14 protein-coding genes and 1 tRNA gene are annotated in these 13444 nt (G+C 60.3%); 7 read left to right on the plus strand and 8 right to left on the minus strand.

Translation table 11 applies throughout. The features are described 5' to 3' along the window. Window positions 1-294 precede the first annotated feature (294 nt). Entirely contained in the window at window positions 295-660 is a 366-nt protein-coding gene (locus tag ACYVI2_RS11010) for a MerR family transcriptional regulator (protein ID WP_415819961.1), read from the minus strand. Between the two features lie 89 nt (window positions 661-749). On the opposite strand from ACYVI2_RS11010, the gene ACYVI2_RS11015 reads away from it, so the two are divergent. Then, window positions 750-1658, plus strand: coding sequence for an alpha/beta fold hydrolase (locus ACYVI2_RS11015; RefSeq protein WP_415819960.1), 909 nt, complete (start codon window positions 750-752; stop codon window positions 1656-1658). 181 nt (window positions 1659-1839) lie between these two features. Here ACYVI2_RS11015 and ACYVI2_RS11020 read toward each other — a convergent pair. The 7 genes from ACYVI2_RS11020 to ACYVI2_RS11050 all read right to left on the minus strand — a co-directional run bounded on the left by ACYVI2_RS11020 (window position 1840) and on the right by ACYVI2_RS11050 (window position 8047). After that, window positions 1840-1915, minus strand: a tRNA-Val gene (locus ACYVI2_RS11020). 118 nt (window positions 1916-2033) lie between these two features. Further along, window positions 2034-2408, minus strand: a complete 375-nt coding sequence (gene cyoD / locus ACYVI2_RS11025) for a cytochrome o ubiquinol oxidase subunit IV (protein WP_415819959.1) — start codon at window positions 2406-2408, stop codon at window positions 2034-2036. Continuing rightward, window positions 2408-3034 (minus strand): cytochrome o ubiquinol oxidase subunit III, encoded by a 627-nt coding sequence (cyoC, locus tag ACYVI2_RS11030; RefSeq protein WP_415819958.1) that lies wholly within the window; start codon window positions 3032-3034, stop codon window positions 2408-2410. Before cyoC ends, cyoD begins: the two co-directional genes overlap by 1 nt. Window positions 3035-3037: 3 nt before the next feature. Then, window positions 3038-5014, minus strand: coding sequence for a cytochrome o ubiquinol oxidase subunit I (gene cyoB / locus ACYVI2_RS11035; protein ID WP_415819957.1), 1977 nt, complete (start codon window positions 5012-5014; stop codon window positions 3038-3040). Further along, on the minus strand, window positions 5014-5922 hold the full coding sequence (gene cyoA, locus ACYVI2_RS11040) for a ubiquinol oxidase subunit II (protein ID WP_415819956.1): 909 nt from the start codon (window positions 5920-5922) through the stop codon (window positions 5014-5016). The genes cyoB and cyoA overlap by 1 nt, the downstream gene beginning before the upstream one ends. A gap of 350 nt (window positions 5923-6272) precedes the next feature. Beyond that, window positions 6273-6824 carry a response regulator transcription factor gene (locus ACYVI2_RS11045; protein ID WP_415819955.1) on the minus strand — a complete coding sequence of 184 codons (552 nt, stop codon included), beginning with the start codon at window positions 6822-6824 and terminating at the stop codon, window positions 6273-6275. After that, window positions 6821-8047, minus strand: coding sequence for an ATP-binding protein (locus tag ACYVI2_RS11050; protein ID WP_415819954.1), 1227 nt, complete (start codon window positions 8045-8047; stop codon window positions 6821-6823). Before ACYVI2_RS11050 ends, ACYVI2_RS11045 begins: the two co-directional genes overlap by 4 nt. A 247-nt stretch (window positions 8048-8294) precedes the next feature. Between ACYVI2_RS11050 and ACYVI2_RS11055 the strand changes: the two genes are divergently transcribed. The 6 genes from ACYVI2_RS11055 to ACYVI2_RS11080 all read left to right on the plus strand — a co-directional run bounded on the left by ACYVI2_RS11055 (window position 8295) and on the right by ACYVI2_RS11080 (window position 13444). Continuing rightward, window positions 8295-8582, plus strand: a complete 288-nt coding sequence (locus ACYVI2_RS11055; RefSeq protein WP_415819953.1) for an Rdx family protein — start codon at window positions 8295-8297, stop codon at window positions 8580-8582. A gap of 288 nt (window positions 8583-8870) precedes the next feature. After that, window positions 8871-9704, plus strand: coding sequence for an energy transducer TonB (locus ACYVI2_RS11060; RefSeq protein ID WP_415819952.1), 834 nt, complete (start codon window positions 8871-8873; stop codon window positions 9702-9704). A gap of 1 nt (window position 9705) precedes the next feature. Then, window positions 9706-10734 carry a MotA/TolQ/ExbB proton channel family protein gene (locus ACYVI2_RS11065; RefSeq protein WP_415819951.1) on the plus strand — a complete coding sequence of 343 codons (1029 nt, stop codon included), beginning with the start codon at window positions 9706-9708 and terminating at the stop codon, window positions 10732-10734. Further along, on the plus strand, window positions 10734-11285 hold the full coding sequence (locus tag ACYVI2_RS11070; RefSeq protein WP_415819950.1) for an ExbD/TolR family protein: 552 nt from the start codon (window positions 10734-10736) through the stop codon (window positions 11283-11285). The genes ACYVI2_RS11065 and ACYVI2_RS11070 overlap by 1 nt, the downstream gene beginning before the upstream one ends. A 315-nt stretch (window positions 11286-11600) precedes the next feature. Beyond that, the gene (locus ACYVI2_RS11075; RefSeq protein ID WP_415808101.1) at window positions 11601-12272 is read left to right on the plus strand and encodes a response regulator transcription factor; all 672 of its coding nucleotides are present in this window, start codon (window positions 11601-11603) and stop codon (window positions 12270-12272) included. Window positions 12273-12322: 50 nt separating this feature from the next. Further along, window positions 12323-13444, plus strand: coding sequence for a sensor histidine kinase (locus tag ACYVI2_RS11080; protein ID WP_415819949.1), 1122 nt, complete (start codon window positions 12323-12325; stop codon window positions 13442-13444).

Raw genomic sequence — 13444 nt, forward strand, 5'->3', positions numbered from 1 at the left:
CATGATCCCGCGGCAAGCAAGATCGCCGCAAAACACGAAAGCCCTTGAAGGCAGCGCACTGCGCTGAATATTCAAGGGCTTTTGTGTTTGTCGGCAGTGCAGGGCGGTCTGGCAAAAAAACCCACGCTGCGCCTTCGGCTTGCTGCCCCCGAGGGGGCGTTTTTGCCTTGGGGCGGCCCAAGGCAAAAAAATGGCATGTCCAGCCCTTAGCGAAAATCGCCAAAGGGCCAAAGGGGCTGCGGCTGTGTGGGCCACGCGTCACATGGGAGCGTCGCGGCAGCCAGCCCAAGCGGGCTAGCCTCCTTCCGTCAGCATCCCGCGGAGTCGTGCACGTCGCTGCTCAAGATCCGCAATCTGTCGCTCTATGGAAGCGAGTCGTCGGCGTTGCACTTCGGTCGTTTCGGGGCACGCCGCAGCGCCTTCGATCATGCGCATGCAATCGGGAAATCCGCGGATTTCCGCCAGGCTGAAGCCTGCGGCGATCAACCTCTGGATCTGACGAACTTGCGTCACGGCTGTCGGGGGGAACAAACGATAGCCATTTTCTGCGCGTACAGAGGTCAGAAGTCCGTTGTCGTCGTAATGCCGGATTGAGCGCAGGCTTGCCCCTGTCTTGCGGGCAAGCTCGCCAATGGTCATAGGGCCTTGAGGCTTGGACATAGAAACACGATACCACTTTTCCGCTTGACACTCACATCAATGTGAGGCTTGAGACTGTGCGCATCCTAGAAACCCAGGAGTATTTGTTCATGTCTCTGTCGAAGCTTCATAGTGCGCTCGGCGCACTGATCGTGGGACTCGCGTTACTGGCAGCCTCGTCAGCTGCGTTTGCCGGAACCGAGGACTACACCGTCACTGCGCCTGATGGCGTGGTGCTGGCCGTGCAGGAAGCCGGTGATCCCAAGGGCGCTCCCATCATCTTCGTTCATGGCCTGCTTGGCAGCCGCCTGAACTGGACCAAGCAACTGCAAGACCCTCGATTTCAGCGTTACCGATTGATTACCTACGACCTGCGTGGACACGGCCGGTCAGGCAAGCCGACCGAAGCAGATTCCTACACTGACGGACGCCGGTGGGCCGATGACTTGGCCGCGATCATCGAATCGACGCACGCACACAAACCGGTGCTCGTGGGATGGTCGTTAGGCGGTGCTGTGATATCGAACTACCTGGCCGCCTACGGCGACAGCGGGATCGCCGGTGCCGTATATGTCGATGGCGTGATCGAGCTGAAGCCCGACCAGATCGTGGCGCATCCCGAGGTCTATCGCGACATGATCGCTTCGGACTTGAAAACCCATTTGGATGGTGAACGCGCATTCCTGCGCCTGTGCTTCCATCGCCAGCCCGATGCGGCCACGTTCTCACTCCTGCTGGCTAACGCTGCACTGGCATCGTGGGATATGCAACGTGCCGTGCAATCAATGACGGTCGACGCAGCCGGAGGGCTGAGCAAGGCCGACGTTCCGTTGCTGCTGATCTACGGCGCCCAGGATGCGCTGGTGAAGGCCAAGCCCAGCATCGCTAGGGCCAAGAGCCTCAACCCACGGATTCAGAGCAAGCTGTATGCGGCCTCGGGACATGCGCCGTTTCTCGAAGAGCCAGACCGCTTTAATCGCGATTTGTCGGATTTCATTCGTTCGGCTGTGTCGCGTTAGCAACAGGCAGAGCGAGGAGGCATTGATGCCGAGCATCGAAGGAATTGCATCGCGAGGCTTCTTCCCTTGATTTTCCGAGTGGCATGCCGAAGCGGGCGGCCGGGCAACAAAAAAGGCACCTGGAATAATCCGGTGCCTTTTTCACATCCAGCCCAGTGGCCGGGTGCTTTATTCGGGGGACTGGTGGGTGCTACAGGGGTCGAACCTGTGACCTACGCCTTGTAAGGGCGCCGCTCTACCAACTGAGCTAAGCACCCCCGAGTGCTGCGTGATGTCGTGCATCACGTTCAACGAGGACGGCAGTATACCGGAGCAAAACGAGTTCGGCAAATGCAGTGTGACGCTGATCGGGATGCATGACATTCACGCCTGGCATTACATGCCGGGCATCGGGTGCATCATGTTGGCGTTCATGTTGTGCAGCACCCAGAGCGAGCCCACCACGATGATCGCGATCACGAACACGGCGAAGATGAAAGCCGACAGATTGTCGCGCTGGGACTTCGAGGTGCCCATGTGCAGGAAGAACACCAATTGCACCAGCAGCTGTGCCACGCACAGCACGATGATGCCGGGCAGGATCATGCCGCGCGGGACGCCTTCGACCATGAGCAGACCGAACGAGCCCAGGGTCAGGATGATGGACAGGATGAAGCCTACGATGTAGGACTTCAGCGAGCCGTGATCGGCGCTGTCGTGGCCGTGATCACCGTGACCATGGCCTGCAGTAGAAGTCGTGTGGTGCGACATTAGATCGCTCCCATGAGGTAGATGAAGGTAAAGACGCAGATCCAGACGATGTCCAGGAAGTGCCAGAACAGGCTCAGGCACGCCAGGCGACGTTTGTTGATCGAGTCCAGACCGTGGCGGCGAACCATGTCGATCATGACGATGATCCAGATCAGGCCGAACGTGACGTGCAGGCCGTGCGTACCTACCAGCGTGAAGAACGACGACAGGAAGGCGCTGCGATCGGGGCCGGCGCCGATGTGGATCAGATGATGGAATTCATAGATTTCCATCCCGATAAAGCCTGCGCCGAACAGGAACGTCACCATGAGCCAGCCGATCACGCGGCCCTTGTTGCCGGCGTGCATGTTCAGCATGGCCATGCCGAAGGTGAAGCTGCTGATCAACAGCAGCATGGTTTCGACCAGCACGAACGGCAGTTCGAACAGCTCTTTGCCGGTGGGGCCGCCGGCGGTGGCGTTGGACAGTACGGCGAACGTGGCGAACAGCACGGCGAAGATGAGCAAGTCGCTCATCAGATAGATCCAGAACCCGACTACGGTCTTGGAGCCATCATCGTGATGCTCGTCATGGTGTCCGGCGTGAGCGCCGGACCCGTGGGGGAGGGATGTTGCAGCGTGAGTCATGACTCAGACGGCCTTTTGAATAGAAGCAAGATGGGCGGAGTCGATGCGCTCGACTTCTTTTGCGGGCACGTAGTAGTCCACGTCGCGGTCATAGGCGCGCACGATGAACGAACCGATCATGCCGACGAAGCCCACGATGGCCAGCCACCAGATGTGCCAGACCAGGGCGAAGGTCATTACCAGGCCAAAGAAGCCAATGACGACGCCAGCACCGGTGTTACGCGGCATATGGATGTCTTCGTAGCGGGCCGGACGGGCATAGGCCGTGCCGTTTTCCTTGTCTTCCCAGTGTTGATCCAGATGGTCGACCTTGGGCAGGTGGGCAAAGTTGTAGAACGGTGCGGGCGAAGCGATCGACCATTCCAGCGTACGGCCGCCCCAGGGATCACCGGTGGTGTCCAGGTTTTTCTTGCGGTCGCGGATGCTGACGAAGATCTGCAGCAGGATGAAGCCAATACCGGCGGCGACGAAGCAAGCGCCGATGAAGGCCACGATCAGGTAAGGCTGCCAGGTCGGGTCGTCGTAGTGGTTGATACGGCGCGTCATGCCCTTCAGGCCCAGGATGTACAGGGGCATAAAGGCCAGGTAGAAACCGATGAACCAGCACCAGAACGAGTATTTGCCCAGACGCTCATTGAGCTTGAAGCCAAAGGCCTTGGGGAACCAGTAGGTCATGGCGGCGATACAACCGAACACCACGCCACCGATGATCACGTTGTGGAAGTGAGCAATCAGGAACAAGCTGTTGTGCAACACGAACGACACGCCCGGGATGGCCATCAGCACGCCGGTCATGCCGCCGATCACGAAGGTGACCATGAAGCCGATGGTCCAGAGCACGGGAGTGGTCATTTCGACACGGCCGCGATACATGGTGAATAGCCAGTTGAAGATCTTGACCCCGGTCGGGACCGAGATGATCATCGTGGCGATACCGAAGAACGTGTTGACGTTGGCGCCGGCACCCATGGTGAAGAAGTGGTGCAGCCACACCATGAACGAGAGCACACCGATGGCCGCCGTGGCGTAAACCATCGACTTGTAGCCGAACAGGGGCTTTTTCGAGTAGGTGGCGATGATTTCCGAGAACGCGCCAAAGCAAGGCAGGATCAGGATGTAAACCTCGGGGTGGCCCCAGATCCAGATCAGGTTCACGTACATCATGACGTTGCCGCCGAGATCGTTCGTGAAGAAGTGCATGTCCAGATAGCGGTCAGCCGCCAACAGGGCCAGCGTACCGGCCAACACCGGGAAGGCAGCCACGATCAGGATGTTGGTAACCAGGGCAGTCCAGGTGAAGACGGGCATCTTCATCAGGGTCATGCCAGGCGTACGCATACGCAGGATGGTGACGACGAAGTTGATGCCGCTCAGCGTGGTGCCTACTCCTGATATCTGGAGCGCCCAGATGTAGTAGTCGACCCCGACGCCCGGGCTGCCCTCCAGTCCGGAAAGCGGCGGATAAGCCAGCCAGCCCGTGGCAGCGAATTCGCCCACGAACAGCGACAGCATCATCAGCACGACACCGACACAGAACAGCCAGAAGCTCAGCGAGTTCAGGAACGGGTAGGCCACGTCGCGCGCACCGATTTGCAGCGGCACGACGACGTTCATCAGGCCCGTGATGAAAGGCATCGCCATGAAGAAAATCATGATGACGCCGTGAGCCGTGAAGATCTGGTCGTAGTGGTGAGGGGGGAGGTAACCGACAGCGTCGGCAGCGGCGACGGCCTGCTGGCCGCGCATCATGATGGCGTCGGCAAAGCCGCGCAAGAGCATGACCAGCGCAACGATGATGTACATGACACCGATGCGTTTGTGGTCAACGCTGGTGAACCATTCGGTCCACAGATATTTCCATTTACCCAGATAGGTAATCGCGCCCAACAGCGCAACGCCACCCAGGATCACGGCGGCCATCGTCACCATGACGATAGGCTCGTGATAAGGGATGGACTCTAGTGTGAGTTTGCCGAACATCAGTTATTTCCTGCAATCAAATTCTGCGACGTGGGCGTGCAGCTTGCCGGGTCCAGGCCAGCTATCTTGCTCATCGTGTTGTGCATGATGTTGTCGAACATGCCGGTCGGTGCGCTGGAGTAGAGCGTGACAGGGTTACGTTCGCTAGGCTGAACCAGGGTTTGGTACGACTCGGGCGTCAACGGGTTGTTGGCAGCCTTGGCCTGATTGATCCAGTCCTGGAATCCTTCGTTGCTGGTCGCGATGGCGCGGAAGCGCATGCCGGAGAAGCCGGCGCCGCTATAGTTGGCCGAGATCCCGGCGTAGTCGCCAGCTTCGCGAGCAATGAGGTGCAGCTTGGTTTCCATGCCGGCCATCGAGTAGATCTGGCTACCCAATTGCGGAATGAAGAACGAGTTCATCAACGACGACGAGGTGATGCGGAAATTGACAGGCGTATCGACCGGGAACGCAATCTGGTTGACAGTCGCGATGTCGTAGTCGGGGTAGATGAACAACCACTTCCAATCCAGCGATACAACGTCGATGTTGATCGGTTTGACCGAGGACTCGATGGGTTTGTAGGGGTCCAGCGCGTGCGTCGACTTGTAGGTCAACACGCCCAGGATCGCCACGATAATGCAGGGGATGGTCCATACGACCACTTCGATACGCGTCGAGTGCGACCAGCGCGGCATGTACACCGCTTTGGTATTGCTCGCTCGGTATTTCCAGGCGAAATACAGCGTCATTATGATGACAGGCACCACGATAAGGAGCATGAGTCCCAATGAGGTGAGAAGCAGCGTTTTTTCCTGGGCGCCGATGTCTCCCTTGGGCGACAGCACTTCCATTGTGCAGCCGCTGAGCAGCATGAGCGCACCAATACCGAGCGTTCGCCCGACGGTGGTGAAGTGGGGGTGTTTCACGTACAACCTTGAGGGTTAATTGCCGAAGCCGGCAAGAATGCACAACGCGTCTGATTAGGACGCAAAGATGCGGTGAAGCCGCAATGCTAGCCGTTTGTTGCGGCGCAAACCTGCGACGAAAGGTCGCATCGCGGAAAAAGCGCGGGCATTGTAAACGGCAGTAACGCCATTAGGGCAAGGTATTTGTGCGTAGCAGCAGGGGTGCGACAATGTGTCGCATTGAATTTGAGGGGTGGCGCCGAATCCGACGCGATTCGATGAGTGGGGGCTGAAATGATCGGAGATGGCGCAGGCCGCTGGCGCGCGCGGCTGTCAACGCGCTGAATGTCGCCGGACGGTTATCTGGCGACTCAATCTAGGACGAGATCACGCTCGGGGCCGGGTTTTTTGGCGAGCTTGCGTTGCAAGGAGCGTCGATGCATGCCCAGCAGCCGGGCCGCGGCGGAGACGTTGCCGCTGCATTCGTGCAATGCCTGTTGGATGTGTTCCCATTCCAGGCGATGCAAAGGCGTCATGGTGGCTTCAATTGCGGCCGACTCGGCTTTTACCATCCCCAGGGCGCGCAGGATCATGGGAGCGGTGGCAGGCTTGGGCAGGTAATCGTCCGCGCCGCGCTTGATGGCCTCGACTGCAGTCGCCACGCTGGCGTAGCCCGTGACCAGCAAGATGCGCATGTCGGGACGCAAGGCACGCAGTGGCCGGATCAGAGTGAGGCCGGAGTCTTCGCCCAGGCGCAGATCGACCAGCGCGAAAGCAGGCAGGGTTTCTTCGGCTACGCGCAAAGCCTCGGCAATGCTGGTGGCGACGCGAGTGTCCAGGTGGTGCCGCGTCAGACTGCGCTGCAAAGTGCGCACATAGAGTTCATCGTCGTCGATCAATAGGCCGACATCAGGGGCATTCATAATTGAGTTCCGGTGCCACGCGTCGCGAGTGGCGTCAGAGGCAAGTGAAAACGGATACGGGTGCCGCCGCCCTCGGCGGGGGCCATCGTCATGTCGCCGCCGAGCTGTTCGACGGTGGCATGTGACAGGGCTAGCCCGACGCCGAGTCCGCCGGGCTTTTCGCTATTGAATAGGCTGGTGGCGGGCAGCAGCGAATGGTCGGGATCGAAGCCGTGACCGTGATCGCGCACTTCGCCTTCGAGGGCGCCGTCGCGATATTCCAGGTGCAGGTCGACCCGCGAGTGACCCGCAGTTTCGCCGGCATCGGCGGCGTTATTGAGCAGGGCTTGTATCAGGTGGGAAATCGACGGTTCGACCCGTAGCGCCGCGGGCAGTTCGCCCGTGCGATGCAAGTCGATGGTAGGGCGCACGAGACGCCATTGGCTGACCTCGCGCACGAGATCGACCTCGGTGGGCACGGCCAGATTACGGATGCGCTCGCGGCATAGCGCCAGCAGTTGGCGCAGCAGCTCGGCGTCGGCGCGCAGATCGTCCGTGTCGACTTCGGCGGCGATTTCGTCGGCCAATAGGGTCATGGTGGCCAACGGTGTGTTGAGCTCGTGCGCCATGGCGGCGGCATGGGTGGCTAGAGCGACGATGCCCTCGTTGCGGGTAAAACGCTCGCGCAGGGCTGCCAGCTCGCGTTCCCGGCTGCGCAGATCGGCCGCCAGGCGAGTGGAAAAATACAAAACCACCATGGCCGAGATCAGGAAACTGGCGGCAATGCCCGAAACGATGAGTGCATAGGGGTTATGGTGACCCTCGAGCGGCTGGCCCAATAAGCCCGAAACGAGGTAGCCGATCAGGCAGGCCATCGCTGCGGCCAAAGCCCAACTGCGCGGCAACGCCAAGGCGGCCAGCGCGATCAGGATCAGGAACATCAGCCCAAAGGGGTTATGGATGCCGCCGCTCCAGCCCACCATCCAGCCCAGGACGATGATATCGACGAGCAGGTGGGCGAAGGCGACAGCAGGGGAGATCTCACCGCGGCTGTGCAGCACTCGCAGCGTGGCATACAGGTTGAATGCCACCAGAATGCCGATGCCGCTCCAGAGGGCGGCCAGGGGTAATTCCAGGTCCAGCAGCTCGCTGGCGACGAGCACCGTCGTGGCCTGACCAGCGATGGCCAGCCATCGTAATGTGCATAGAGAGCGCAGGAACGAATTGGCGGAACTACCAGGCATAACAAAAGTCAGGGCCAAGCGAAGGCGCGAACGCCAGGCGCGAGGGCTCTGGAGAGGCAAGGACCTGCAGTGATGGGGCAAAGCAGGGGCGACGCCCTGGGATAGGCAAGCAGACCCTATTGTATTGCGATTCGATGCGCACTGCTGCGCTGCAATGAGGGACGGTTGCCGGCCACTCGCTGGCGCAAGCATACTGGCGGCTGTGGCATCAAGTGGGATTGCCGTAGAGTCTGGCCCGGAGTGTTTCATGACTGTCGAATCAAATCATCCTCAAATAACGATCACGTATTGCACGCAGTGCCAGTGGCTATTACGTGCCGGGTGGATGGCGCAGGAACTGCTGTCTACGTTCAGCACCGATCTGGGATCGGTGGCCTTGGTGCCTGGCACCGGCGGCGTTTTCCGTATTCATTACGATGGCGACCTCATCTGGGACCGCACGGTGGACGGAGGGTTCCCGGATGCCAAAATATTGAAACAACGTGTACGCGATCGCCTCGATCCTCAGCGGGATTTAGGGCATATCGATCGGTAGAGTGTGCGGTGTTTCGTGGGGCACTGGCCAAGCGCCCGCCATAGGGCAGAGTGGTTTCGGGCGGTACGGGGCAGGGGTGGTTGACCGTGCTTCATGGCCGGTCTGCATTTGGTTTACGTGCCGCCGGGCGTAACGCTCAGACCAGGGCGGCGGCTTTTTGCATAGAAGCGTGTGCGAATCATTCGCATTTAAGATATCATGTCGGACTTGGAATTTGCCGGTTTTGGCGTTTCCGGCGTGGTGCCGGTTGCGTGGCCGGCCGACACTTCGACGTTTTTTGGCTGATTCATGCCTCGTCTTCAACACGGTTGGTCTTCTGGTCCACAATCCTCCGCTGCTTTGCGTATTGGCGCCGGTCTCACGGTGCTGGCAGTGCATTTGGCGGTGGTAGGGGCGATTTACTGGATGCCCGACGAAACTCCGCCTGAGCTGCTGGAACCCGAAGCGGTGATGGTCAGCGTCATTGAAGCGCCGGTGCCTGAAATTGCAAAGGCTGAACCTACCGTTGAGCCGCAACCAGAGCCGCCGCCAGAGCCAGAGGTGGAACCGCCGCCTCCAGAGCCGGAGCCGGAGATAGAGCCCGAACCAGAGCCGGAGCCCGAGCCCGTGGTCGAACCTGAGCCCGAGCCGGAACCGGTTATCGAAAAGCCGGTGGAGCCTGCTCCCAAGCCAAAGCCCAAACCGAAACCCAAGCCCAAACCTAAACCCAAGGTCGAAAAGCCGGTCGAGAAACCGAAGCCGCCCAAGCCTACGCCGCCATCCGAGGCCCCGCCTACGGGTACGCCCGAAGGGGCCAAGGTGACACAGGCTCCGGTCCAGGGGCCGCCGCCGGACGAGCCGATCCTGGTGTCCAGTGTCGAGTATGCGGGGCGTCGTCCGATGCCGAACTACCCGACGATGTCCAAACGCTTTCGTGAAGAAGGGCGGGTCGTGATTTTGGTCGAGATCAACACCATCGGTGTCGTGGAAAAGGCAACGGTGGATAAGAGCTCGGGCTTTGATCGTTTGGATGAGTCTGCCCTGGCAGCGGCGCGTAAAGCACGCTTTAAACCCCTGATGCGCAATGGCGTGCCTTATCCCGCCAAGGCCAAATTACCGTTCGATTTCGTACTAAGGAACTGAGATGTCTAACGCTATGCATAATGCCATTTTGGTGGCGCAGGCAAGCACCACGCCGACGGCGCCTGCAGCCTCTGGCGCTGCGGCGGCTGCAGGCTCGGCCGCTCCGGCTGCTTCGGGCATTGCGCCCGCCGCAGGTGCTGTGACGCCTGCCGCTTCCGGCGCCGCTCCTGCTGTGCCTGGCGCGCAACAAGCCGCCGATGCACTCCATCAGGCAGGTCCCGCCTTGTCGCAGGCAGGCGATACGTTGCAGCAGGCCGCCGGCGCGCTGCCGCCCCTGCCCACGGTGCCGGACATGGGTTTCCTGCATTTTGTCGCGCAGAGCGATTTTGTCGGCAAGACCTTGTTCGCCATCCTGATCATCATGTCGCTGGTGACGTGGTATCTGATCCTGGTGAAGTGTGTCAGCAATGTGCGCATGCGCCGCCGTGCTTCCGATTTCCTGAACAAGTTCTGGAATTCCAGTTCGTTGGAACAGGTGGAGAACGAGATCGTGACGCATGGTGCGCGTGATCCGTTCTCGCATTTGGCCAGCCATGCCATGCATGCGCAGGCTCACCACGCCAAATTCGGGGCGACCAAGCTCGAAGAGTCGGGCGCCAATGGCGAGTTTGTGACGCGCACGATGCGTAAAGTCATCGACGAGGAAACCGCCAAGCTCGAAAATGGTTTGACGGTGTTGGCGTCGGTCGGCTCGACGGCGCCGTTTGTCGGCTTGTTCGGCACGGTGTGGGGGGTGTACCACGCGCTGGTCGGTATCGGCCTGGCCGACGGGGTGACGATCAACCGTATTGCCGGCCCGGTGGGCGAGGCGCTGATCATGACCGGTCTGGGTCTGGCAGTCGCGATCCCGGCGGTGTTGGCCTATAACGCATTTGTACGTAATAACCGCGTGTTCCTGTCGCGTCTGGACGCGTTTGCGCATGATTTGTTTGCCTTCCTGAGCACGGGCCAGCAGGTGGAGTTGTCTGATGGCAAAGTGCGTGCACTGCGCCGTCATGGCCAGGGCGGGAATGGCCGAGGAGCGGAATAATGGCTTTTGGCAGCTTTGACAGCAAAGGTCCGGGCAGCCACGCGGTGTCGGAAATCAACATGGTGCCGCTGATCGACGTGATGCTGGTGCTGTTGGTGATTTTCATCATCACGGCACCGTTGATGGCGCATTCGGTGCGCATCAATATGCCGCAGGTCAGTTCTGAACCGATCGACCAGGAACCCAAGAGCGTGGATCTGGCTATTGATCCCGCCGGGGCGTTGTTCTGGGACGATAAGCCCGTGGCGATGGATGACCTGCCCAACCGTTTTTATACGATAGCGCAAACCAAGCCACAGCCCGAACTGCGCATTCGTGCCGACCTGAATACGCGTTATGAGACCTTGGCCAAGGTCATGGCGGCAGCGCGGCGCTCGGGATTGTCGCGGATTGGCTTTATTACCACGCCAGCGGCCCAGAGCGGCGCGCCGGCGGCGGCACCAGGCAGTGCTGCGCCAGGCGGCGCACCCGCTGGCGCCGGAACGCCGTCTAGCGGATCGCCCGCACCGTCTGCCGCGCCTGCGGCACCGGCGCCCGCTGCGGCACAGTAAACCGCTGCCGACCTCGGCATGACGCACGCTGCGATGTTCATGCCCAAAACGTGCCAGACTCATTGGGTCTGGCACGTTGCGTTTCAGCGCTTTGTCATCGAGGCAGCTAGCCCGCACGTCCCGTATCGGCATCTGGGCACAACTGTCACAAGTTTGACGCAGTGCATTCCAGTGCCTTGGCATATCATGTCGCGGATTCGACGCTTGGTTTCCAGTGCCTTGGCAGCGCCTGTCTCACCCTTTAACTGCGGCAGACACGGCCGGGCGCCTCAAGCCGAATTTCTTCTAAACCATACTTCGCGCTAGAATTCCGCCATGCGAGTACTTGTAATCGAAGACGACATGACCCTGGGCCACGCGCTCCAGGAGTTTTTGGCCGACCAGGGTTATGCGGTCGATTGGTTAACGGACGGTGACAAGGTGCTGGGCGCCTTGGCCGGGCAGACCTACGATCTGCTATTGCTCGACTTGAATCTGCCGGGCCGCAGCGGGTTGGATGTGTTGCGGCAGTTGCGCCAGGACGGCAATCAGGTTCCCGTGTTGATCGTGACGGCCCGCGATGGGCTGGACGATCGCGTGGCGGGGCTGGATGCCGGGGCGGACGACTACGTTACCAAACCCTTTGATTTGCCTGAGCTGGCCGCACGCGTACGTGTTTTCGGGCGCCGCCGCTCGGGTCAGGCGCAGCCGTTGATCGAGGCGGGTACGCTCAGTTTCGACACGGTCGGCCGCGAGGTCCGCGCCAACGGTCAGCGCTTGTCCCTGTCGGTGCGTGAGCTTTCCGTATTGGAAATGCTGATGGCCCGCGCGGGACGCGTCGTGACCAAGCGCCAGATCGTCAATTCTCTGTCCGCCTGGGACGCAGACTTTAGCGAAAACGCTGTTGAAGTCTACGTCTACCGTTTGCGCAAGCGCCTCGAAGGCACGGGCGCCAGTATCCAGACGGTACGGGGTTTCGGCTATATGCTGGAAACGCAAGCAGCGTGAATACCCATCGCAGGTCCGCGCACGCCGTGCCCCGACCTGCGTCTTCCACTATGCTGGATTCACATTCCTCTATTTCCGATGCACCTGCGACGGGGCGCTGGCATTTTCCGCGCGGCTCGCTGGCACGCTATCTGGTCAAACGGCTGCTGCCGCCCATCCTGGTGCTGGTGGCGCTGGATTTGCTGGCAACCTGGGTCATCAGCCATAAGTTCGATATGGCCGGCTGGATGCTGGAGGATTTTTTCTGGGTCATGGTCCTCGGCCAGGCGGTGCTGGTGGGGGTATTCGCCGCTGTGATTGTGCAGGGTGTGCGATCCGGATTACGTTCGGTCAACCATCTATCCGAAGAAATCCGCCAGCGATCTATCGACGATATGCAGCCGCTGGAGGTTGCGGGGGTGCCGGCCGAGATCGCGCCTTTGGTGACGCACACCAATGATCTGTTGTTGCGTCTGGATGCTTCATTGGCTGCGCAGCGCCGATTCATCGGCCACGCCGCGCATCAACTTCGTACGCCGTTGAGCGGGCTGCGGATGGAATCCGAGCTGATGTTGGCGCGTCCGCTGCCGGACGATGTGCGGGCGCGTGCCGAACGCATCAAAGCCGTCAGCGATCGCATGATCCGGCTGGGGCAGCAACTGCTGGTATTGGCGCGGTCGGATCCAAACGCGCGTCCGCAGGACAGTTTCGTCCGCATCGACCTGTGTGAATGGGTGCGGGTGAGCGGTGCGGAATGGATACCGCATGCTCATGCGGCGCATTTTGATATCGATCTGGTGGCGCCGGATCATCCTGTCTGGATTGATGGCGATCCATTGTTGCTGGATGAGTTGCTGGGCAATCTGATCGATAACGCCGTGCGTTATGGTAATGGCAGCGGTCGTATCACGCTGACGGTCGGTGAGAATCCGCCGACATTGGTTGTCGAGGACGACGGTCCGGGAATCCCTGGCGAGGAACGCGAGCGCGTGTTCGAGGCGTTTTATCGTTCGCCCGGCACCAGTGCCGGCGGTTCGGGATTGGGGCTGGCCATTGTGCGCGAGATTGCCCATGCGCATGGCGCATGGTGGAAACTGACCAGCCGGCCTGAATATCCCGGTACGCGTTTGTCTGTCGCTTTTCCCGGCCCTCGCAAAGGGGCGCAATTGACCCGTCAGGATCGTACTGTTTGA

Source organism: Bordetella tumbae (genome assembly GCF_054780995.1).